This is a genomic window from Streptomyces sp. NPDC046876 (genome assembly GCF_040645035.1).
In the GTDB taxonomy this organism is placed as follows: Bacteria; Actinomycetota; Actinomycetes; order Streptomycetales; family Streptomycetaceae; genus Streptomyces.
Window position 1 is genome coordinate 1 of the sequence record NZ_JBEYXK010000098.1, and the last position, 25,597, is coordinate 25,597.

Annotated in this window: 2 protein-coding genes; both read left to right on the top strand. The window is 75.7% G+C overall.

The annotated features are described in order from the left end of the window. The first annotated feature begins 6 nt into the window (after positions 1-6). Positions 7-13,461 carry an SDR family NAD(P)-dependent oxidoreductase gene (locus ABZ924_RS31945; RefSeq protein ID WP_361917587.1) on the top strand — a complete coding sequence of 4,485 codons (13,455 nt, stop codon included), beginning with the start codon at positions 7-9 and terminating at the stop codon, positions 13,459-13,461. A gap of 34 nt (positions 13,462-13,495) precedes the next feature. Beyond that, positions 13,496-25,339: an SDR family NAD(P)-dependent oxidoreductase gene (locus ABZ924_RS31950; protein ID WP_361917584.1), complete on the top strand. Its 11,844-nt coding sequence runs from the start codon at positions 13,496-13,498 to the stop codon at positions 25,337-25,339. The last annotated feature ends 258 nt before the right edge of the window (positions 25,340-25,597 follow it).

Here is a 25,597-nt window from a genome sequence, read left to right on the forward strand (position 1 = left end):
GTCGGTATCGCTGCCGTCAATGGGCCGACGTCGGTCGTCGTGTCGGGTGCCGAGGCTGCCGTCGAGGCCGTCGTTGCGCACTTCGCGGAGGCCGGGCGGAAGACCAAGCGGCTGGTGGTGAGCCATGCGTTCCACTCGCCGCTGATGGAGCCGATGCTCGCCGAGTTCGGGGAGGTCGCCGGGCGGCTGACGTACTCCGAGCCGAGCCTGCCGATCGTGTCCACGCTGACCGGGCAGTCGGCCTCGTACGAGGAGCTGTCCGACCCGCAGTACTGGGTGCGGCACGTCCGCGAGGCCGTCCGCTTCGCCGACGCCGTGACCACGCTGCAGGGGCAGGGCGTCACCACCTTCTTCGAGCTCGGCCCGGACGCGGTGCTCACCGCAATGGCCGGCGAGTCCCTCGATGCGGACTCGGTGGCGGTTCCCGCGGTCCGCCGGGACCGGGGCGAGGCGCAGGCGATCGCCGAGGCGCTGGCCCGCCTCCACATCCACGGGATCGCGGTCGACTGGACCGCCTTCCACGGCGGCCCCCGCACCCCGTGCGAGCTGCCCACGTACGCCTTCCAGCACCAGCGGTACTGGCTCGACGCCGACGGCAGCGGCCTGCACGACGTGGCTGCGGTCGGGCTGGCCGACGCCGAGCACCCGCTGCTGGGTGCGGCCGTCGAACTGCCCGACTCCGACGGGGTCCTGTTCACCGGCCGGCTCTCGCTGCGTACCCACCCGTGGCTCGCCGACCACGCCGTCGCCGGGACCGTCGTCCTGCCCGGCGCCGCCTTGGTCGACCTGGCCGTCCGGGCCGGCGACCACGTCGGCTGCGGGACCGTCCAGGACCTCACCCTCCAGGCCCCGCTGGTCGTCCCGGCGGACACCTCGGTGCAGTTGCGCGTCCAGGTCGGCGGCGAGGAGCCGCGCAGCCTCGCCGTGTACTCCCGTATCGGTGACGAGCCGTGGATCCGGCACGCCGAGGGTTCGCTCGTCCCGGCCTCCGCCGCGGCGGCCCCCGAGGCCCTCACCGCCTGGCCGCCGGCCGGCGCCGAGCCGCTCGACGTCAGCTCCCTGTACTCCTCGCTGGCCGCCGCCGGGCTCCAGTACGGGCCGCTCTTCCAGGGCGTCACCGCTGCCTGGCGCGACGGTGACGCCATCGCCGCCGAGGTGTCGCTGCCCCAGGACACCGCCGTCGACGGCTTCGCCCTGCACCCGGCGCTGCTCGACGCCGCCCTGCACGGCATCACCCTGGCCGACCTGGCCAACGAGACCGCCGAACTGCCGTTCACCTGGTCGGACGTCACCCTGCACGCCACCGGTGCGCGTGCGGCCCGGGTCCGGATCGTGCCCGGCCGGGGCGACTGGACCCTGCACATCGCCGACGCCCAGGGCAGCCCGCTCGCCACCGTCGGCGCGCTCGCCCTGCGGGCCGTGGACACCGCCGGACCTGCCACCGCGCAGGTACGCGACCTGTACCGGGTCGCCTGGTCCCCGCTGCCCGCAGCCCCGGAGCCTGCCGACGAGGGCGTCCTCGTCGAGGTCCCGGCCGGTGCCGGCGCCCAGGAGGCCGTCGGGTACGTCCTGACCCGGCTGCAGGAGCACCTGGAGACGGAGGACCGCCTGGTCGTCGTCACGCGTGGCGCCGTCGCCACCGCGGAGGGCGCGGACGTCGCCGACCCGGTGCAGGCCGCCGTGTGGGGCCTGGTCCGGGCCGCGCAGGCCGAGCACCCGGGGCGCTTCGTGCTCCTGGACGTCGACACCGACACCGACACTGGCACCGACGTTGCGGGCCTTGTGGCGCTGCCCGCCGGTGAGCCCGAAATCGCCCTGCGGGGCGGGGAGCTGTTCGTCTCCCGGCTCGTCCGGACCACTCCGGAGGCGGACGCCCCTGCCGCCACCGCCCCGGTGTTCCGGGAGGGCGGGACCGTTCTGATCACCGGTGGTACCGGTGGGCTGGGTGCGCTGACCGCGCGGCACCTGGTGGCCGAGCACGGGGTGCGGAGCCTGGTGCTGGTCGGGCGTCGGGGCGCGGAGGCTCCGGGGGCCCGTGAGCTGGCTGCGGAGCTTGAGGCTGCGGGGGCGTCGTCCGTGGTGCTTGCGGCCTGTGATGTCGCCGACCGGGATGCGGTCGCGGCGCTGCTCGCCGAGCACCCCGTTACCGCTGTGTTCCATGCGGCGGGTGTGGTCGACGATGCGACGATCGGCTCGCTCAGCGGCGAGCGCCTGGCCAAGGTCTTTGCGCCCAAGGCCGATGCCGCCCGGCACCTCCACGAGCTGACCGCCGGGCAGGAGCTCGACGCGTTCGTGCTCTACTCCTCCGCCGCCAGTACGTTCGACGGCTCCGGGCAGGGCAACTACGCCGCCGCCAACGCCTACCTCGACGGACTCGCCGCCCACCGCCGGGCCCACGGCCTGCCCGGGCTGTCCCTGGCCTGGGGCCTGTGGGACCCCGAGGCCGGCGGCATGGCGTCCGACCTCACGGCCGCCGACCTCCAGCGCATGGCGCGCACCGGTGTCCTGCCGCTGGGCAGCGAGCGGGGCATGGCCCTCCTCGACGCCGCGCTCGCCGGGCCGCACGCCCAGGTGCTGCCCGCCGCCCTCGACACCCGCGCCCTCGAACAGCGCGCCCGCCGCTCCGACCTGCCCGCCATCCTGCGCGGCCTGGTCCGGCCCGCCGTCGTACGCCGCACGGCGGCCGCCGCCGACAGCGGTGACGCCGGGCTCGCCGAGCGCCTCGCCGTGCTCGCCCCGGCCGACCGCGAGCGCCTCCTGCTGGACCTCGTACGCCGCCACGTCGCGGCCGTCCTCGGCTACTCGGGTGCCCACGAGGTCAGCCCGGACCGGCCGTTCAAGGAGGTCGGCTTCGACTCGCTGACCGCCGTCGAGTTCCGCAACCGCCTCGCCGGCGAAGCCGGGATCCGGCTGCCCGCCACGCTCGTCTTCGACTACCCGACGCCGGCCGTGGTCGCCGACTTCCTCCGCATCGAGCTCCTCGGCGACACCGCCGACCAGCTCCCCGTCCCGGCCGCGGGCGCCGGTGCCGCCGCCGCGGGCGCGGGCGCGGCCGGTGCCGACGAGCCGATCGCCATCGTCGGCATGGCCTGCCGCTACCCCGGCGGCATCACCTCCCCCGAGGGCCTGTGGCAGCTGCTCGCCGCCGGCGGTGACGGCATCTCGGCCTTCCCCGAGGACCGCGGCTGGGACACCGAGGGCATCTACGACCCCGACCCGGACGCCGCCGGCAAGACCTACTCCCGGCACGGCGGATTCCTGCACGACGCCGCCGAGTTCGACCCGGTCTTCTTCGGGATCAGCCCGCGCGAGGCCCTCGCCATGGACCCGCAGCACCGGCTGCTCCTGGAGACCTCCTGGGAGGCCCTGGAGCGCGCGGGCATCGACCCGGCGAGCGCCCGGGGCACGGCGACCGGCGTCTTCGCGGGCGTCATGTACCACGACTACTCGGTCGTCCTGGAGCAGTCCGACCACCACAACACCGAAGGGTTCATGGGCGTCGGCGGCAGCATCGCCTCCGGCCGCGTCTCGTACGCGCTCGGCCTGGAGGGGCCGGCCGTCACCGTCGACACCGCGTGCTCCTCGTCGCTGGTGGCCGTGCACCTGGCCGGTCAGGCGCTGCGCAGTGGTGAGTGCTCGTTGGCGCTGGCCGGTGGTGTGACCGTGATGTCGACTCCGGACACGTTCGTGGACTTCAGCCGGCAGCGGGGCCTTGCCGCCGACGGCCGCTGCAAGCCCTACGCGGAGGCCGCCGACGGCACCGGCTGGGGCGAGGGCGTCGGTGTCCTCGTTCTGGAGAAGCTCTCCGACGCCCGGAGGAACGGCCACCGGGTTCTGGCCGTCGTCAGCGGCTCGGCGGTCAACCAGGACGGCGCCAGCAACGGCCTGACCGCGCCCAACGGGCCCGCGCAGCAGCGGGTCATCCGGCAGGCTCTGGCCTCCGCCCACCTCACCGCGGCCGATGTGGACGCGGTGGAGGGCCACGGCACCGGTACGCGGCTCGGTGACCCGATCGAGGCGCAGGCGCTGCTCGCCACGTACGGCCAGGACCGGCCGGAAGGCGGCCAGCCGCTGTGGCTCGGGTCGGTGAAGTCCAACCTGGGCCACACCCAGGCCGCCGCCGGTGTCGCGGGCATCATCAAGATGGTCGAGGCCCTGCGCCACGAGACCCTGCCGATGACCCTCGGCGTCGACGCCCCCAGCAGCCACGTCGACTGGAGCGAGGGCGAGGTCTCCCTGCTGACCGAGGCCCGGCCCTGGCCGGCCGGTGAGCGGGTCCGGCGTGCGGGCGTCTCGTCGTTCGGCATCAGTGGTACGAACGCGCACGTCATCGTGGAGGAAGCCCCGGCGGTCGAGGAGGCGCCCTCTTCGGCGGCCGTCCTGCCGGTCGTACCGTGGCTGGTCTCGGCGAAGAGCGCCGACGTCCTGCGCGAGCAGGCTGCGCGGCTTCGGGAGTTCGTGGCCGCACGGCCCGAGCTCGACCCGGCCGCCGTGGGGCTGGCCCTGGCAACCCAGCGGACGGCGTTCACCCACCGCGCGGCCGTGGTGGCCGCCGACCGCGACGGGCTGCTGGTCGGCCTGGAGGCCGTCGCCGCGGGCGCGGCCCCGATCGCGGGCACGGCAGCGGGCTCGGGCAACGCCTTCCTGTTCACGGGGCAGGGCAGCCAGCGGGTCGGCATGGGGCGCGAGCTCTACGCGCAGTACCCCGTCTTCGCGGCTGCGCTGGACGAGGTGTGCGCCGCGCTGGACGCGCATCTTGAGCGGCCGTTGAAGGATGTTCTTTTTGATGAGGACCCGGCTGATCTGAACCGGACCGAGTACACGCAGCCTGCGCTCTTTGCGGTGGAGGTGGCGCTGTTCCGGCTGGTCGAGGCCTGGGGCGTGCGCGCTGACGCGCTCGCCGGGCACTCCATTGGTGAGCTGGCTGCCGCGCACGTGGCCGGGCTGTGGTCCCTCGAGGACGCGGCTCTGCTGGTTGCCGCTCGGGGTCGGCTGATGCAGGCGCTGCCCGCCGGTGGGGCCATGGCCGCCGTCCAGGCCACCGAGGAGGAAGTGCGCGCCGTCCTGACCGACGGGGTCGGTATCGCCGCCGTCAACGGGCCGACCTCCCAGGTCGTCTCCGGCACCGAAGCCGCCGTCGAGGCCGTCGTTGCGCACTTCGCGGAGGCCGGGCGGAAGACCAAGCGGCTGGTTGTCAGCCATGCGTTCCACTCGCCGCTGATGGAGCCGATGCTCGCCGAGTTCGGGGAGATCGCCGCCGGGCTGGCCTACGACGAGCCCCGGCTGCCGATCGTGTCCACGCTGACCGGCAAGCCGGCCTCGTACGAGGAGCTCTCCGACCCGCAGTACTGGGTGCGGCACGTCCGCGAGGCCGTGCGGTTCGCCGATGCCGTGACCACGCTCCAGGGCCAGGGCGTCACCACCTTCTTCGAGCTCGGCCCGGACGCGGTCCTCACCGCCATGGCCGCCGAGTCCCTCGGTGAGGAGTCCGTGGCGATCCCCGCCGTCCGCCGCGACCGGCCCGAGGCGCAGGCCCTGACCGAGGCCGTCGCCCGCCTGCACACCCAGGGCACCGCCGTCGACTGGGCCGCGTTCTTCGGCGCGGCCCGTACCGGAGTCGTGGACCTGCCCACGTACGCCTTCCAGCACGCGCACTACTGGCCCGCTCCGGGCGCGCGCGCCGGGAACGTCGTGGCGGCCGGTCTCGCCGAGGCCGGGCACCCGCTGCTGGGTGCGGCGGTCGAACTGCCCGACTCCGACGGGGTGCTCTTCTCCGGGCGGCTGTCGCTGCGTACGCACAACTGGCTCGCCGACCACGCCGTCGGCGGGACCGTCATCGTCCCCGCCTCGGCCCTCGTGGATCTGGCGATCAGCGCCGGCGACCACGTCGGTGCCGGCGCACTCCGGGACCTCGCGCTGTCCGCGCCCCTGGTCCTGGAGGAGAGCGGTGCTCTCGCTCTGCGCGTCCAGGTGGGCCGGCCCGACGAGGCCGGGCAGCGCCCCGTCGGCATCTACTCGCGCGCCGAGGACGCCCCCGACGCCGAGTGGACCCGGCACGCCCACGGCGAGCTGGTGGACCACCGCCCTGAGGCCGGGTTCTCGCTGGCCGCATGGCCGCCGGCGGGCGCCGAAGCGATCGACGTCAGCTCCCTCTACGAGGACCTGGCCGCGACCGGCCTGCAGTACGGGCCGCTCTTCCAGGGCGTGACCAGCGCCTGGCGCGACGGGGACGCGGTCCTCGCCGAGGTGTGCCTGCCGCAGGACACCGCCGTCGACGGCTTCGCCCTGCACCCGGCGCTCCTCGATGCCGCCCTGCACGGCATCTCCCTCGACGCGGGTGACAACGGCGAGGCCGAACTGCCCTTCACCTGGTCCGACGTCACCCTGTACGCGTCCGGAGCCGGCTCCCTGCGGGTACGGATCACGCCCACCGGGCAGGGCCGCGGGTTCGCCCTGCAGCTCGCCGACGCCCAGGGCGCCCCGGTGGCCGCCGTCGGCGCGCTGTCGCTGCGGCCGGTGGCCGCGGGCGAGCTGTCCGGCGCACGCCGGTACTCCCGCGACGCCCTCTTCCACGTGGAGTGGGTCCGCGAGACGTCAGCCGAGACGGTGACCGTGCAGGACGCCACCGTGTACGACGTTCCCGGCGCCGATGCGGCCGTGGCGGTACTGGGTCGGGTGCGGGAGTGGCTGGCCGATGAGGCCGGGCAGGAGTCGGGGCCGCTGGTGGTCCGGACCCGGGGTGCGGTGGCGGTGCGGGCCGGTGAGGACATCGCCGAGCCGGAGACCGCCGCGGTGTGGGGCCTGGTGCGTTCCGCGCAGGCCGAGCACCCGGGCCGCTTCGTCCTCCTCGATGTCGACGACGATGTCGACTCCGGTGTGGTGCCCGTGCTCCCTGCCGGGGCTCCGGAACTTGCGCTGCGGGGCGGCGAGTTCTTCGTTCCCCGGCTGGCCCGTACGAGCCCGGACCGGGTTGAGACCCCGGTGTTCCGGGAGGGCGGGACCGTTCTGATCACCGGTGGTACCGGTGGGCTGGGTGCGCTGACCGCGCGGCACCTGGTGGCCGAGCACGGGGTGCGGAGCCTGGTGCTGGTCGGGCGTCGGGGTGCTGATGCTCCGGGGGCCCGTGAGCTGGCTGCGGAGCTCGAGGCTGCAGGGGCGTCGTCCGTGGTGCTGGCGGCCTGTGATGTGGCCGACCGGGATGCCGTTGCGGCGCTGCTCGCGCAGTATCCGGTGACGGCGGTCGTCCACACCGCCGGTGTCCTCGCCGATGCGACCGTGGAGTCGCTGACCGCGGAGCAGCTGGCGGCCGTATGGGCGCCGAAGGCCGCGGCGGCGCGGCACCTGCACGAGCTGACCGCCGGGCAGGAGCTCGACGCGTTCGTGCTGTTCTCCTCCGCCGCCGGCACCTTCGACGGCATCGGCCAGGCCAACTACGCCGCCGCCAACGCCTACCTCGACGCCCTCGCCACCCACCGCCGCGCCCACGGCCTGCCCGGGCTGTCCCTGGCCTGGGGCCTGTGGCACCCCGACGCGGGCGGCATGGGCGCCGGCCTCACCACCGCCGACCTGGACCGCATGGCACGGGCCGGGGTGCTTGCGCTCGACGCGGAGCAGGGCCTCGCCCTGTTCGACGCCGCGCTGGGTGCCCCGTACGCCCACGTCCTGCCGATCCACCTCGACCTTGCCGCCCAAGCCCGCTCCGCGGCCCCGCCCGCGCCGCTGCTGCGCTCGCTGGTCCGCACCCCCGTCCGACGGACGGCGGCTGCCGCCGCGGGCTCCGGCGGCGCCACCGCCGGGAACCCGCTCGCGGAGCGGCTGGCGGCCCTGCCCGACGCCGCCGCGCGCCGGGACGTGCTGCTGGAGCTCACCCGTACGCACATCGCGGCCGTCCTCGGCTTCGCCGGGCCGCACGCGGTGGCCGCCGAGTCGCTCTTCGCCGAGCTGGGCGTCGACTCGCTGACCGGTGTGGAGTTCCGCAACGCGCTCGGCGCCGCGGCCGGGATCCGGCTGCCCGCCACGCTCGTCTTCGACCACCCGACCCCGCTCGCGGTCGCCGACTTCCTCCTCACCGAGGTCCTCGGCGCCCCGGACGAGGCGGACACCGCCGCGCCCGCCGCGGCGTCCGCGACCGCGACCGCGACCGACGAGCCCATCGCGATCGTCGGCATGGCCTGCCGCTACCCCGGCGGGGTCAACACGCCCGAACAGCTGTGGGAGCTGCTCGCGGCGGGCACCGACGCCGTCACCGCCCTGCCCGAAGACCGCGGCTGGGACACCGGGGCCCTGTACGACCCGGACCCGGACGCCACGGGCAAGACGTACTCCCGGCACGGCGGGTTCCTGGCGCAGGCCGCGGACTTCGACCCCGCGTTCTTCGGGATCAGCCCGCGCGAGGCCCTCGCCACCGACCCGCAGCACCGCCTCCTGCTGGAGACGGCCTGGGAGGCCTTCGAGAGCGCGGGCATCGACCCCACCGGGGCCCGGGGCACGGCCACCGGCGTCTTCGCCGGCGTCATGTACAACGACTACGGCATCCGGCTCAGCCAGTACCCGGCGGACCTGGAGGGATACCTCGGGACCGGCAGCTCGGGCAGCGTCGCCTCCGGCCGCGTCGCCTACGTACTGGGCCTGGAAGGCCCGGCGCTGACGGTCGACACCGCCTGCTCCTCGTCGCTGGTCACCGTGCACATGGCCGCACAGGCCCTGCGCAGCGGTGAGTGCAGCATGGCGCTCGCCGGCGGCGTCACCGTGATGGCTACGCCGGAGACCTTCGTCGGCTTCAGCCGTCAGCGGGGCCTGGCCCCCGACGGCCGGTGCAAGCCGTTCGCGGAGGCGGCGGACGGGACCGGCTGGGGCGAGGGCGCCGGCATGCTGCTCCTGGAGAAGCTGTCGGACGCGCGGAAGAACGGGCACCGGGTGCTCGCCGTCGTGCGCGGCTCGGCCATCAACCAGGACGGCGCCAGCAACGGCCTGACCGCCCCCAACGGGCCGGCGCAGCAGCGAGTCATCCGGCAGGCCCTGGCCAGCGCCCGTCTCGCCGCCCACGAGGTCGACGCGGTCGAGGCGCACGGCACGGGCACGAAGCTCGGCGACCCGATCGAGGCGCAGGCGCTGCTCGCCACGTACGGGCAGAACCGGTCCGAGGACAGGCCGCTGTGGCTGGGGTCGGTCAAGTCCAACCTGGGTCACACGCAGGCCGCGGCGGGTGTCGCGGGCATCATCAAGATGGTCCTCGCCCTGCACCACGAGGAGCTGCCGCGCACCCTGCACGTGGACGCGCCCAGCAGCCACGTGGACTGGACGGCGGGTGCGGTCTCGCTGCTGACCGAGGCGCAGAAGTGGCCCGCGGGGGAACGCCGCCGCCGGGCCGGTATCTCCTCCTTCGGCATCAGCGGGACGAACGCCCACGTCATCATCGAGGAGGCCCCGGCCGCCGAGACCGCGGAGGCCGCCACGGCCCCGCGCCGGCTGCCCGCCGTGCCCTGGCTGCTGTCGGGCAAGACGCACGGAGCCGTACGGGACCAGGCCGCGGCCCTCCTGGAACTCCTGACCCGCCGCCCCGACCTGGACACCACCAACATCGGCTACACCCTGGCCACCGCACGGACCGCGTTCACGCACCGGGCCGCGGCTGTGGCCGGCGACCGGGCGTCCCTGCTGGCCGCGCTCACCTCCCTCACCGCGGAGGACACCACTGCTGCCGGAGCCTTCCGGGCCACCGCGGCGGGCACGCGGCTGGGCTTCCTGTTCACGGGCCAGGGAAGCCAGCGGGCCGGGATGGGGCGTGAGCTGTACGCGCAGTACCCGGTGTTCGCGGGTGCGCTGGACGAGGTGTGCGCGGCCTTCGACGAGCACCTTGAGCGGCCGCTCAAGGACGTGCTGTTCGATGAGGATCCGGCTGATCTGAACCGGACCGAGTACACCCAGCCCGCACTGTTCGCGGTGGAGGTGGCGCTGTTCCGGCTGGTCGAGGCCTGGGGCGTGCGCGCTGACGCGCTCGCCGGGCACTCGATCGGTGAGCTGGCTGCCGCGCACGTGGCCGGGCTGTGGTCGCTTGAGGATGCTGCACGGCTGGTTGCCGCTCGGGGTCGGCTGATGCAGGCGCTGCCCGCCGGTGGGGCCATGGCCGCCGTCCAGGCCACCGAGGAGGAAGTGCGCGCCGTCCTGACCGACGGGGTCGGTATCGCCGCCGTCAACGGGCCGACCTCCCTGGTCGTCTCCGGCACCGAAGCCGCCGTCGAGGCCGTCGTTGCGCACTTCGCGGAGGCCGGTCGGAAGACCAAGCGGCTGGTGGTCAGCCATGCGTTCCACTCGCCGCTGATGGAGCCGATGCTCGCCGAGTTCGGGGAGATCGCCGCCGGGCTGGCCTACGACGACCCCCGGCTGCCGATCGTGTCCACGCTGACCGGCAAGCCGGCCTCGTACGAGGAGCTCTCCGACCCGCAGTACTGGGTGCGGCACGTCCGCGAGGCCGTCCGCTTTGCGGATGCCGTGTCCACGCTGCAGGGGCAGTCCGTCACCACGTTCCTGGAGCTCGGCCCGGACGCGGTGCTCACCGCCATGGCCGCCGAGTCCCTCGACGCGGAGTCCGTGGCGGTCCCCGCGGTCCGCCGTGACCGGCCCGAGGCGCAGGGTCCCGCCGAGGCGGTGGCCCGGCTGCACGCCCACGGGGTGGTGGTCGACTGGGCCGCGTTCTTCGCGGGCACCGGCGCCCTCACCGTGGACCTGCCCACGTACGCCTTCCAGCACGCGCCGTACTGGCTCGCCGACACCGGCGCGGGCAGTGGCGACGCCTCCGCCTTCGGGCAGACAGGCGGCGGGCACCCGCTGCTGGGTGCGGTGGTCGAACTCCCCGAGGACGAGGCGGTCCTGTTCACGGGCCGGCTGTCGCTGCGCAGCCACCCCTGGCTCGCCGACCACGCCGTCGCCGGGACCGTCATCGTCCCCGGCGCCGCCCTCGTGGACATCGCCGTCCGTGCGGGTGACCACGTCGGCGCGGGGGTCCTGGAGGACCTGACCCTGCACGCCCCGGTGGTGCTGGAGGAGTCCGGTGCGCTGGCCCTGCGGGTGCAGGTGGGTGCGCCCGACGCGGCGACCGGCGGGCGTCCGCTGGCCGTGTACTCGCGGCCCGAGGACGCCCCCGACGCCGGCTGGACCCGGCACGCGGACGGCCTGCTCGGTGCCGAACGGCCCGTACCGGGCTTCGACCTCGCGGCCTGGCCGCCGGCCGGAGCCGAGGCCATCGACACGGCCGGGCTCTACGCCGCACTGGCCGGGCTCGGGCTGGAGTACGGCCCGCTGTTCCAGGGCGTGACCGCCGCCTGGCGCGACGGGGACGCGGTCCTCGCCGAGGTCGCGCTGCCCGCCGGGACCCCGCTCGACGGGTTCGGGCTGCACCCGGCGCTGCTGGACGCGGCGCTGCACGGGATCGGGCTCGGGGCGTTCACCCCCGACGACGGGCAGGCCCACCTGCCGTTCGCCTGGTCGGACGTCGCCCTCTACGCGCAGGGTGCCTCCGAGCTGCGGGTCCGGATCAGCCCCACCGGGACCCCCGGGCAGGCCGCGCTGCAGCTGGCCGACTCGACGGGTGCGCCCGTCGCCTCGGTGGGTGCGCTGCTGCTGCGCCCGCTGGCCGGCGGTGACCTCGTACGGCGCCGGCTGGATGCGCTCCACGGCCTGGACTGGGTGCCGGTGCCCGGGCCCGTGGCTGCCGCCGAGGGTGCGCCGGCCGCGGAACCGGTGGTCTGCGTGGCTCCCGCGCACGCCCCGACCGGCGAGGCCGTCGCGGCCGTGCTGGCCGCGCTGCAGTCCTGGCAGAGCGACGGGAACGGCGCGGACCAGGGGCGGCAGCTGCTCGTCCGGACCGGCCGTGCGGTGGCCGTACTGCCCGGCGAGGACGTCACCGACCTGGCGCAGGCGGCCGTGACCGGCCTGGTGCGGGCCGCGCAGGCCGAGCACCCCGGGCTGATCGTCCTCCTCGACGCCGAGGAGGCGCCGACCGCCGAACAGACCGCGGCCGCGCTGGCCACCGGGGAACCGGAACTGGCGCTGCGCGCGGGTGCGTTCCACGCGCCGCGGCTGGTGCGCGCCGTCCCGGACGCCGACGCCCAGGCGCCGGTGTTCCGGGAGGGTGGGACCGTCCTGATCACCGGTGGTACCGGTGGGCTGGGTGCACTGACCGCCCGTCACTTGGTCGCCGAGCACGGGGTGCGGAGCCTGGTGCTGGTCGGACGTCGGGGTGCTGATGCTCCGGGGGCTGGTGAGCTGGCTGCGGAGCTCGAGGCTGCGGGTGCGGCTGTGGTGCTTGCGGCCTGTGATGTCGCCGACCGGGAGGCCGTGGCGGCGCTGCTCGCCGAGCACCCCGTTACCGCTGTGTTCCATGCGGCGGGTGTGGTCGACGATGCGACGATCGGCTCGCTGAGCGCGGAGCGCGTGGCCAAGGTTCTCGCGCCCAAGGCCGATGCCGCCCGGCACCTCCACGAGCTGACCGCCGGGCAGGAGTTGGACGCGTTCGTGCTGTTCTCCTCCGCCGCCGGTGTACTCGGCGGGCCCGGCCAGGGCGCGTACGCCGCGGCCAACGCCTACCTCGACGGACTCGCCGCCCACCGGCGGGCCCACGGCCTGCCCGGGCTGTCCCTGGCCTGGGGCCTGTGGTCCCCCGAGGCCGGCGGCATGGGCGCGGAGCTCGCCGAGGCCGACATCCGGCGCATGGCCCGCTCCGGGGTCCGCCCCCTGGGCACGGAGGAAGGCCTCGGCCTGCTCGACGCCGCCCCGGCCACCGGACGGGCCCTGCTCGTCCCGGCCGGCCTCGATGCCGGCGCCCTCGCGGGCGCCGCGGGCGAAGGCGGCGTACCGGCCCTGCTGAAGCTGCTGGTACGCGGCACCCCGGTCCGGCGGTCCACGGCCGCCGCCGGCGGCAGCGGCCCGGCGGGCGGCTCCGACCTGGCGGCCCGACTGGCCGCCCTGCCGGCCGCCGACCGGCAGCGCACCGTACTGGACCTGGTCAGCAAGGAAGCGGCCGCCGTCCTCAACCTGGGCAGCGCCCACGACGTGGTGCCGGACAAGCCGTTCAAGGACTTCGGGTTCGACTCGCTGACCGCGGTCGAATTCCGCAACCGCCTGGGTGCGGCCGCCGGTCTCCGGCTGCCCGCCACCGTGGTCTTCGACCACCCGACCCCCCGGGAACTGGCCGCCTTCGTCCTGGCGGAGGTGGCACCCGAGAGCGATGCCGGGGCCGGGGACTACGAGGAGAGCGTGCGGGCCTCGCTGCTCTCCATCCCGCTGTCCCGACTGCGGGACTCCGGACTCCTGGAGACGCTGCTCGAACTGGCGGGCCACCGGCCCGACGGCGCCGGGCCGTCCCCGGAGGACGGGGACCCGGCGGCCGACGCGGGCGAACTGATCGACGAGATGGATGCAGAGCGCCTCATCGCGATGGCACTCGAAGGATCTGACTTCTGATGACTTCCGATGACGCGGATTGGGTGGGGTAAAGGTGTCTGCACCGAACGAAAAGATCGTCGAGGCTCTGCGTGCCTCCCTCAAGGAGACCGAGCGCCTGCGCGAGCAGAACCGCAAGCTGGCCGGCGCGGCACACGAGCCGATCGCCATCGTCGGCATGGCCTGCCGCTATCCGGGCGGCGTGACGTCCCCGGACGAGCTGTGGCAGCTGCTCGCAGCGGGCGGGGACGGGGTCTCCGCCTTCCCCGAGGACCGAGGCTGGGACACCGAGGGCATCTACGACCCCGACCCGGACGCGGCAGGCAAGACCTACTCCCGCCACGGCGGGTTCCTCGACCGGGCCGCGGACTTCGACCCCGCGTTCTTCGGGATCAGCCCGCGCGAGGCCCTCGCCATGGACCCGCAGCACCGGCTGCTGCTGGAGACCTCCTGGGAGGCCTTCGAGCGGGCCGGCATCGACCCGGCGAGCGCCCGCGGCCGGTCGACCGGCGTCTTCGCCGGTGTCATGTACGGCGACTACAGCGAGGTGCTCGCCAACGCCACCGACGAGGTCGAGGGCTTCCTCGGCGTCGGCGGCAGCATCGCCTCCGGCCGCGTCGCGTACTCCTTCGGCTTCGAGGGCCCGGCCGTCACCGTCGACACCGCCTGCTCCTCCTCGCTGGTCGCCGTCCACCTCGCCGCGCAGGCCCTGCGCAGCGGTGAGTGCTCGCTGGCGCTGGCCGGCGGCGTCACCGTGATGGCCACCCCCGACACGTTCATCGACTTCAGCCGGCAGCGGGGCCTGGCCCCCGACGGCCGCTGCAAGCCGTTCGCCGAGGCCGCCGACGGCACCGGCTGGGGCGAGGGCGCCGGCATGCTCCTGCTGGAGAAGCTGTCGGACGCGCGGAAGAACGGGCACCGGGTGCTCGCCGTCGTACGCGGCTCCGCCATCAACCAGGACGGCGCCAGCAACGGGCTCACCGCGCCCAACGGCCCCGCCCAGCAGCGGGTCATCCGCCAGGCCCTGGCCGGGGCGCGGATCTCCGCCGCCCAGGTCGACGCGGTCGAGGCGCACGGCACCGGCACGAAGCTCGGCGACCCCATCGAGGCGCAGGCGCTGCTCGCCACCTACGGCCAGGACCGGGCCGATGACCAGCCGCTGTGGCTGGGGTCGGTCAAGTCCAACCTGGGTCACACGCAGGCCGCCGCCGGTGTCGCGGGCATCATCAAGATGGTCCTCGCGCTCCACCACGAGGAGCTGCCGCGCACCCTGCACGTGGACGCGCCCAGCAGCCACGTCGACTGGGAGGCCGGCGCCGTCCAACTCCTCACCGAGGCCCGGCCGTGGCCGGCCGGTGAGCGGACCCGCCGCGCCGGTGTCTCCTCCTTCGGCATCAGCGGTACGAACGCCCACGTCATCGTGGAGGAAGCCCCGGCCGAGGAGACGGAGGCCGCCGATGCGGCCTCGCCCGCCGTCCTGCCGGTGGTGCCGTGGCTGGTCTCCGCGAAGAGCGCCGAGGCGCTGCGCGAGCAGGCTGCGCGGCTGCGCGCATTCGTGGCCGCACGGCCCGAGCTCGACCCGACCGCCCTGGGCCTGACCCTGGCCACGCAGCGGGCCGCGTTCACCCACCGCGCCGCCGTCGTGGCCGAGGACCGGGAGGCGCTGCTGTCCGGGCTGGACGCCATCGCAGCGGGCCAGAGCCCGTTCCAGGCGATGGCTCCGGCCGGGGGCGGGGCGCTGACCGCGTTCCTGTTCACGGGGCAGGGCAGCCAGCGGGCCGGGATGGGGCGCGAGCTGTATGCGCAGTACCCCGTCTTCGCGGCTGCGCTGGACGAGGTGTGCGCCGCGCTGGACGCGCACCTGGAGCGGCCGTTGAAGGAGGTGCTGTTCGACGAGGACGCCACCGACCTCAACCGGACCGAGTACACGCAGCCTGCACTCTTCGCGATCGAGGTCGCGCTGTACCGGCTCGTGGAGGCGTGGGGCGTGCGGGCCGATGCGCTTGCCGGGCATTCGATCGGTGAGCTGGCTGCCGCGCATGTGGCCGGCCTGTGGTCCCTTGAGGACGCCGCCAGGCTGGTCGCCGCTCGCGGTCGTCTGATGCAGGCGCTGCCCGAGGGCGGGGCCATGGCCGCGGTCCAGGCCACCGAGGAGGAAGTGCGCGCCGTTCTGACGGAGGGCGTTGGCATTGCCGCCGTCAACGGGCCGACTTCGCTGGTTGTGTCGGGTGCCGAAGCCGCCGTCGAGACGGTCGTTGCGCACTTCGCGGAGGCCGGGCGGAAGACCAAGCGGCTGGTGGTCAGCCATGCGTTCCACTCGCCGCTGATGGAGCCGATGCTCGACGAGTTCCGCGAGGTGGCGGCCGGGCTGGCGTACTCCGAGCCGCAGCTGGCCATCGTCTCCACGCTGACCGGGCAGGCCGCCTCCTACGAGGAGCTGTCCGACCCGCAGTACTGGGTGCGGCACGTCCGCGAGGCCGTCCGTTTCGCGGATGCCGTGAACACGCTCCAAGGTCAGGGCGTCACCACCTTCTTCGAGCTCGGCCCGGACGCGGTGCTCACCGCCATGGCCGGCGAGTCCCTCGACGCGGGCGCCACCGCCGTCCCGGCCGTGCGCCGCGACCGCTCCGAGGCGCAGGGCCTGACCGAGGCCGTCACGCGGCTCCACCTGCACGGCACCGCCGTCAACTGGCCCGCCTTCTACGGGGACACCTCCGTGCAGCCGGTCGCGGGGCTGCCCACGTACGCCTTCCAGAACCGGCGGTACTGGCCGCGCACCTCCCCGCTGCGGGCGGGTGACGCGGGCGCCCACGGCCTGCGGACCGCCGGGCACCCGCTGCTCTCCGTAGCCATCGCCCTGCCCGACTCCGATGCCGTCGTGCTCACCGGCCGCCTGGCCCTGACCACGCACCCGTGGCTCGCCGACCACGCCGTCGCCGGGACCGTCATCGTCCCCGGCGCCGCCCTCGTGGACATCGCCGTCCGCGCCGGCGACCAGGTCGGCTGCGGTGTCGTACAGGACCTCACGCTCCAGGCCCCGCTGGTCCTGGGCGAGCAGGGTGCCGCCGTACTGCGCGTGATGGTCGGCGAGGCCGACGGGCAGGGCGTGCGGCCCGTGACCATTTTTTCTCAAGCAGAGGGCGCCTCGCGGGCCGAGGACGCGCTCGACGACGAGCCGTGGACCTGCCACGCCGACGGCACCCTCGCCCCGGCGGGCGCCCGTCCCGCCTTCGACTTCACCGCGTGGCCGCCGGCGGGCGCCGAGTCCGTCGACGTCGGCTCCCTGTACGGCGACCTCGCCGGCCTGGGCCTGGAGTACGGGCCGGTGTTCCAGGGCCTGCACGCCGCCTGGCGCCTCGGCGAGGACGTGTACGCCGAGGTCGCCCTGCCCGAGGGCAGCGACACCGGCGGCTTCGGCCTCCACCCGGCCCTGCTCGACGCCGCCCTGCACGCGCTCGGCCTCGGCTCGTTCGTGGCCGACGGCGAGGGCCCGCAGCTGCCGTTCGCGTGGAGCGACGTCAGCCTGCACGCGGCCGGGGCGCAGGCCCTGCGCGTGCGGGTGTCCCGGGCCGCCACCGGCTCCGGGGTGTCCCTGCAGCTCGCCGACGCCACCGGCGCCCCCGTCGCCGAGGTCGGCTCGCTCACCCTGCGGGCGCTGGCCACCGAGCAGTTCGCCGCCGGCGGCTCCGGTGCGGGCCGCCGCCACGAGTCGCTGTACCGGCTCGACTGGCCCCTCACCCCGGTCCCGGCCGCCGACACAGGCGCGGGCGGGTCCTTCACGTACGAGGTGCTCGGCGAGGACCCGTTCGGCCTGGCCGCGGCCCTCGCCGGGGCCGGCTCCCCGGCCGCCGCCGCGGGCGGCGCCGACCTCGCCTTCGCCACGTTCACCACCGCCGGACTCGACGCCCGCGACGCCGTACACGAGGCGCTCGCGCTGCTCCAGGAGTGGCTGGGCGCCGAGCACCCGGCCGGAGCCCGCCTCGTCCTCGTCACCGGGGGCGCCGTCGCTGCCGTCGCCGGGGACCGGCTGCCCGACCCGGCCGCCGCGGCCGTCGTCGGGCTGGCCCGCTCGGCGCAGTCCGAGCACCCCGAGCGGATCGTCCTCGTCGACCTCGACGACAGCCCGGCCTCCCTTCAGGCCCTGCCCGGCGCGCTCGCCGCCGGGGAGCCGCAGCTGGCGCTGCGCTCCGGCAGCCTCCACGCGGCCCGCCTCGTGCGCGCCGCCGACGACACGCTCACCCTGCCCGAGGGCGAGGCGCCGTGGCGGCTCGACTTCTCCGGCACCACCCTCGACAGCCTGTACGTGGCCGACTTCGCCGAGGCCGCCGAACCGCTGGCCCCCGGCCAGATCCGGGTCGCGCTGCGCGCCGCCGGCCTCAATTTCCGCGACGTGCTCAACGTGCTCGGCATGTACCCGGGCGACGCGGGCCGGCTCGGCCTCGAGGCCGCGGGCGTCGTCGTCGAGACCGGGCCGGGCGTGGACCGGTTCGCGGTCGGCGACCGGGTGATGGGCCTGTTCTCCGGGGCGTTCGGCCCGCTCGCCGTCGTCGACCACCGGCTGGTGTCGAAGATGCCGGCTGCGTGGACTTATCCCGAGGCCGCGGCCGCGCCGGTCGTCTACCTCACCGCCTACTACGCGCTCACCGACCTCGCCGGGCTGCGCGCCGGGGAGTCCATCCTCATCCACGCCGCCGCGGGCGGTGTCGGCACCGCCGCCGTCCAGCTCGCCCGGCACCTCGGCGCCGAGGTGTACGGCACGGCCAGCCCCGGCAAGTGGAACGCCGTCAAGGCCAATGGCGTGGACCCGGCGCGGATCGCGAACTCCCGCACCCTCGACTTCGAGCAGGAGTTCCTCGACGCCACCGGCGGCCGCGGCATGGACGTGGTCCTGGACTCCCTCGCCCGCGAGTTCGTCGACGCCTCGCTGCGGCTGCTGCCGCGCGGCGGCCGCTTCGTCGAGATGGGCAAGACCGACATCCGCGACGCGGACGAGGTCGCCGCCGCCCACCCGGGCGTCACCTACCGGGCGTTCGACGTCATGGACGCCGGCCCCGAGCGCATCCAGGAGATGTACGCGGCGCTGCTGGAGCTGTTCGACAGCGGAGCCCTCGCCCCGCTGCCCGTCACCGCCTTCGACGTCCGCCAGGCCCCCGAGGCGTTCCGCCTCATCGGGCAGGCCAAGCACGTCGGCAAGCTGGTCCTGACCGTGCCCGCCCCGCTCGCCGCCGACGGCACCGTCCTGGTCACCGGCGCGACCGGCGCGCTCGGCGGGCTCGTCGCCAAGCACCTCGTCACCCGGTACGGGGCCGGCCGGCTGCTGCTCGCCAGCCGCCGCGGCGCCGCCGCGCCGGGCGCAGCCGAACTCGTCGCCGAGCTCGCCGGCCTCGGCGCCACCGCCGAGGTGGTCGCCTGCGACGCCGCCGACCGTCAGGCGCTGGCCGCGACGCTCGCCGCGATCGACCCGGCGCACCCGCTGACCGCGGTCGTGCACGTCGCCGGCGTCCTCGACGACGGCGTCCTGGAAGCCCTCACCCCCGAGCGGCTGGACCGCGTCCTCGCCCCCAAGGTGGAGGCGGCCCGCAACCTGCACGAGCTGACCCGGCTCGCCGACCTGTCGGCGTTCGTGCTGTTCTCCTCCGCGGCCGGTGTCTTCGGCAACGCCGGACAGGCCAACTACGCCGCCGCCAACGCCTACCTCGACGCGCTCGCCGCGCACCGCCGCGCCCAGGGCCTGCCCGGCCAGTCGCTGGCCTGGGGCCTGTGGGCCGCCGAGGGCGGCGGCATGGCCGACACCCTCGACGAGGCCGAGCGGTCCCGCCTGGCCCGCTCCGGATCCGCCGCCCTCACCGCGGAGACCGGCCTCGCCCTGTACGACACGGCCGCCTCCTTGTCGGACGCGGCGCTCGTCCCGATCGTGCTGGACCTGCCCGCCTCCGCCGCCCCCGAGGAGGTCCCGCCGCTGCTGCGGGCCCTCGTACGCACCCCCGCCCGGCGCACCGCGCGCAGCGCCCCGAAGGCCGACACCGGCCTGCTCGCGGCGCAGCTCGCCCAGGTCGGCCCGGCCGAGCAGTACGAGCAGCTCCTCACCCTGGTCCGGGCCAGTGCGGCGGCCGTCCTCGGCCACGCCGGACCCGAGGCGGTCGACCCGGCGCTCGCCTTCAAGGACCTCGGCTTCGACTCGCTGACCGGCGTGGAGTTCCGCAACCGGCTCGGCGCGGCCTGCGGGCTGCGGCTGCCGGCCACGCTCGTCTTCGACTACCCGGCGCCCGACGTGCTCGCCACGTTCCTGCGTGACGAACTGTGCGGGCAGAGCGGTCCCGTCGCGGCCGACGGCCGCGGCCCGGCCGCCGCAGCCGACGAGCCGATCGCGATCGTCTCCATGGCCTGCCGGTTCCCCGGCGGCGTCCGCTCGCCCGAGGACCTGTGGAAGCTGCTGGCCGGCCGCGGCGACGCCATGGGCGCCATGCCCACCGACCGCGGCTGGGACCTGGAGGCGCTCGTCGACCCGACCGCCACCCGGCCCGGCACCACCTACACCGACCAGGGCGGCTTCCTGCCCGACGCCCCGCTGTTCGACGCCACGTTCTTCGGGATCAGCCCGCGCGAGGCCCTCGCCATGGACCCGCAGCAGCGCCTGCTGCTGGAGACCTCCTGGGAGGCCCTGGAGCGCGCCGGCTTCGACCCGTACACGCTGCGCGGCAGCTCCACCGGCGTCTTCGCCGGCCTGATCTACCACGACTACGGAAACGGCTCCGGCTACGCCAACCTGCCCGACGGCGTCGAGGGCTTCCTCGGCACCGGCACCTCCGGCGGTGTCGCCTCCGGCCGCATCTCCTACGTGCTCGGCCTGGAGGGCCCTGCCGTCACCGTCGACACGGCCTGCTCCTCCTCGCTGGTCGCCCTGCACATGGCCGTCCAGGCCCTGCAGCGCGGCGAGTGCGACCTCGCGCTGGCCGGCGGTGTCACCGTCATGGCCAGCCCCGACACCTTCGTCGACTTCAGCCGCCAGCGCGGCCTCGCCGCCGACGGCCGCTGCAAGGCCTTCGCCGAGTCCGCCGACGGCACCGGCTGGGCCGAGGGCGTCGGCATGGTCCTCGTCGAGCGGCTCTCCGACGCACAGCGCAACGGGCACGACGTCCTCGCCGTGGTCCGCGGCTCCGCCCTCAACCAGGACGGCGCCAGCAACGGCCTGACCGCCCCCAACGGGCCCTCCCAGCAGCGGGTCATCCGCCAGGCCCTGGCCGCGGCCGGCCTGACCACCGGCGACGTCGACGCCGTCGAGGCGCACGGCACCGGCACCAGGCTCGGCGACCCGATCGAGGCGCAGGCGCTGATCGCCACGTACGGGCAGGACCGGCCCGAGGACCGGCCGCTGTGGCTGGGCTCGGTCAAGTCCAACCTCGGCCACACCCAGGCGGCGGCCGGCATCGCCGGCGTCATCAAGATGGTCGAGGCCCTCGGCCACGAGGAACTGCCCGCCACCCTCCACGTGGACGAGGCCAGCTCCCACATCGACTGGGCGGCCGGCTCCGTCGAACTGCTCACCGAGGCCCGGCCCTGGCCGCGCAGCGAGGACGCGGTGCGCCGCGCCGGCGTCTCCGCCTTCGGCTTCAGCGGGACCAACGCCCACGTCATCCTGGAGGAGGCCCCGGCCCCGGCCCCGGTCGCCGAGACCCCTGCCGATGGCGTCCAGGACGGCGACGGCGACGGCGCCGCGGACGGGCCGGCCCTGTGGCTGGTCACCGGCCGCACCGAGCAGGCCCTGCGCGAGCAGGCCCGCCGGCTGCACGACCGGCTCGCCGCCGCGCCGACCGCGTACGCCCCGGCCGCCGTCGGGCGCGCGCTGGCCACCACCCGCAGCCACTTCGAGCACCGGGCCGTCCTCGTCGGCGAGGACACCGAGGCCCTGATGGCGGCCCTCGAAGGGACCGCCGCGGGGACCCCGGCCGCCGGCGCCGAGGAGGGTCTTACCATCCCGCCCGGCAAGACCGTCTTCGTCTTCCCCGGCCAGGGCTCCCAGTGGGTCGGCATGGCCCGCGAACTCCTGGAAACCTCCCCGGTCTTCGCCGACCGGCTCACCGCCTGCGCCGAAGCCGTCGACGCGTACACCGACTGGTCGCTGCTCGACGTGCTGCGCGGCGCCGACGGGGCCCCCGGCCTCGACCGCGTCGACGTGGTGCAGCCCGCCCTGTGGGCCGTCATGGTCTCCCTGGCCGCGCTGTGGGAGTCCCTCGGCGTGGTCCCGGCCGCCGTCGTCGGCCACTCCCAAGGCGAGATCGCCGCCGCCTGCGTGGCCGGCGCCCTCACCCTGGAGGACGCCGCCCGCGTCGTCGCCCTGCGCAGCCGGGCCCTGATCCGGCTCGCCGGCACCGGCGGCATGGTCTCCGTACCGCTGTCCGCCGCCGACACCGAGGCCCTGCTCGCCGCCTGGCCCGGGCAGATCTCCGTCGCCGCGCTCAACGGGCCCGCCTCCACCGTGGTCTCCGGAGACCCCGACGCCCTCGAGGCGCTGGTCGCCGCCTGCGAGCAGCGCGGGATCCGGGCCCGCCGCATCGACGTGGACTACGCCTCCCACTCGGCGCACGTGGAGTCCCTGCGCGAGGAGCTCGCGGAGCTGCTGGCTCCCGTACGGCCCCGCGCGGGCCGGATCCCGCTGCACTCCACCCTCCACGACCGGCTCGTCGACGGCAGCGGCATGGACGGCGCCTACTGGTACGAGAACCTGCGCCACACCGTCCGCTTCGAACCGGCCGTTCGGGCCCTCGCCGAGAGCGGGCACACCGTCTTCGTCGAGTGCAGCCCCCACCCGGTGCTGACCGTCGGCGTCCAGGACACCCTGGCCGACGCCGGGCACGCCGAGGACACCGTCACCACCGGCACCCTGCGCCGCGACCAGGGCGACCGCACCCGGGTCCTGGCCTCCCTCGGCCGGCTCGTCGCGCACGGCGTCCGCCCCGACTGGGCGGCCGTCCTGCCGGCCCCCGCGCCCGGCGCGGCGCGCGTCCCGCTGCCCACCTACCCCTTCCAGGGCGAGCGGTACTGGCTGGAGCCCACCGCCGCCGGCGCGGCCGACCCGGCCGCCGTCGGCCAGCGCGACGCCGCCCACCCGCTGCTCGGCGCGGCCGTCGCCCTGCCCGACCGGGACGGACTGCTCCTGACGGGCCGTCTGTCGCTCGCCGCCCAGCCCTGGCTGGCCGACCACGCCGTCGGCGGGATCGTCCTCGTCCCGGGCACCGCCCTGGTCGAACTGGCCGGGTACGCGGGCGACGAGGCGGGCTGCGGCCACCTCGCCGACCTCACCCTGGAGGCCCCGCTCGTCCTGGCCGAACACGGCGAGGTCCAGCTGCGCGTCCTCGTGGACGCGCCCGCCGCCGACGGGGCCCGCCCCGTCCACGTCTGGTCCCGCGCCCACGACGCCGAGCCCGACGACCCGTGGACGCGGCACGCCACCGGCTGGGTCGGCGACCGGGCGGCCGCGCCCGCCGCCGACCTCACCCAGTGGCCGCCGCCCGGCGCCGAGCCCGTCGACACCGACGGCCTCTACACCGGCCTGGCCGCCCTCGGCCTCGACTACGGCCCGCTCTTCCGGGGCCTGCGCACCGCCTGGCGCGGCGGGGACGGCTCCCTGTACGCCGACATCGCGCTCCCGCTCGACGCGGCCCCCGCAGCCGCCGACTACGGGCTGCACCCGGCGCTGCTCGACGCCGCCCTGCACGGCATCGCCCTCGGCTCCTTCGTCACCGCCGAGGAGGGCGAGGCCCCCGGACCGTGGCTGCCGTTCTCCTTCTCCGGGGTCACCCTGCACAGCAGCGGCGCCGGCGCCCTGCGCATCCGGATCGCCGCGGCGGGAGGGGAATCGGTCACGCTCAGCGCCGCCGACGCCCAGGGCAACCCGGTCGCCACCATCGACGCCCTCCAGCTGCGCCGGCTGCCCGCCGACGCGCTGGCCAAGCTGGCCGCCGACACCGGCAGCCCGTACCGCGACAGCCTGTTCGCGCTGTCCTGGACGCCGGTGGCCACCGACCCGGACACCGCAGTGCCGGACGACTGGGCCGTCTTCGGCGACGACCCGCTGTTCCCGGGCCTGCCGGAGATCTACGGCACCGACGAGCTCGACGGCGTCGGCACCGTCCTGACCCCGGTGCACTGGCAGTCCGGCATCGAGGACACCGTCATGCAGACCCTGGGCGACCTCCAGGTCTGGCTCGCCGACCCGCGCACCGACACGGCCCGCCTGGTCGTCGTCACCCGCGGCGCCGTCGCCACCGGGCCCGGAGAGGACATCGCCGACCTCGCCCAGGCCGCCGTGCACGGCCTCGTGCGCGCCGCCCAGTCCGAGAGCCCCGGCCGGATCGTCCTCGCCGACATCGGCACCGACGTCCCCGACGCGGGCCTGCTCGCCGCCGCCCTGGCGACCGGGGAGCCCGAGTTCGCGCTGCGCGACGGCGCCGTCCTCGTACCGCGGCTGACGCGGGCCGAGGTGCCGGCCGCGCCGCAGGGCCCGGCGCCGCTGTGGCGGGAGGACGGCACCGTCCTGATCACCGGTGGTACCGGTGGGCTGGGTGCGCTGACCGCCCGTCATCTGGTGGCCGAGCACGGGGTGCGGAGCCTGGTGCTGGTCGGGCGTCGGGGCGCCGAGGCTCCGGGGGCCCGTGAGCTGGCTGCGGAGCTCGAGGCCGCGGGGGCGTCGTCCGTGGTGCTGGCGGCCTGTGATGTGGCCGACCGGGATGCTGTTGCGGCGCTGCTGGCCGAGCACCAGGTGAGTGCCGTGGTGCACGCGGCCGGTGTGCTCGACGACGCCACCCTGGGCCGGCTCACCCCCGAGAAGCTCGCCGCCGTCCTCGCCCCCAAGGCCGAGGCCGCGCAGCACCTGCACGAGCTGACCGCCGGGCTGGACCTGGACGCGTTCGTCCTGTTCTCCTCCTCCGCGGGCGTCTTCGGCAATGCCGGCCAGGCCAACTACGCCGCCGCGAACGCCTACCTCGACGCCCTCGCCGCCCACCGCCGGGCCACCGGCCTGCCGGGCCTGTCCCTGGCCTGGGGGCTGTGGGCCGAGCCCAGCGGGATGACCGGGCACCTCGACGACGCCGACCGGGCCCGCCTGGCCCGCTCCGGCATCCGCCCGCTCACCCCCGAGCAGGGGCTGGAGCTGCTCTCCGCCACGCTGGCCGCCGCCCAGGGGGCCGGGGACGCCGCCGATCCGCTGCTCGTGCCGATCGGGCTCAACACGGCCGCGCTGCGCGCCGCCGCGGACGGCAGCCCCGTACCGCACCTGCTGCGGTCCCTGGTGCGCGGGCCCGCCCGGCCCACCGCCCAGGCGGCGGCCGGTGCCGCGTCCGAGGCGGCGGCTGCCGGTGCGGCGGGGGATGCGCTGCGGGCCCGGCTCGCGGCGCTGCCGGCCGACGAGTGGGAGACCGTGCTGCTCGACCTCGTCCAGTCCTACGCCGCGGCGGTCCTCGGCTTCGCCGGAACCGCCGCGGTCGGACCCACCCGCTCCTTCAAGGAGCTCGGGTTCGACTCCCTGACCGCCGTCGAGTTCCGCAACCGGCTCGGCGCCGCGACCGGGGTGCGGCTGCCGGCCACCGCCGTGTTCGACCACCCGACGCCGCTGGCGCTGGCGCGCCTGCTGAACGGGGAGCTCGCGCCCGAGCAGAGCGATCCCGCTGCCGCGGTGCTGGCCGAGCTGGACCGGCTGGAGGGGTACCTGCCCGACGTGGCGCTGGACGACGACACCCATGCGGCTGTGTCCGGGCGGCTGGAGGATCTGCTGGCGCGGTTCCGCAGCCTGCGTGCCCCCGCTGGGTCCGGCGGCGGTTCCGCCTCGGTCGGCGAACGGCTGGAGGACGCCTCGGCCGATGAGGTCCTGTCGTTCATCAACGACGAGCTCGGCATCGGCTGAGCCGCGGCTTGGTACACGAGGCCCGGAGGGCCGGAGCAGCGACCCTGCTCCGGCCCTCCGGCCGTTCCGGGCCCCTGCGGGCCCGGCCGCTGCGCGGGGCCGCTCCCCGCCCCGCCCCTTCCCGAAACCGGGGCTCCGCCCCGGACCCGAAAGACCCGGGCGCTTCGCGCCCGGTGCGCTCAAACGCCGCGCGGGCTGGATTTGCCGCGCAGCGGTAGCTAACTCGCGCCGGGGCGCGGGCGTCAAAGGCGCACAGGC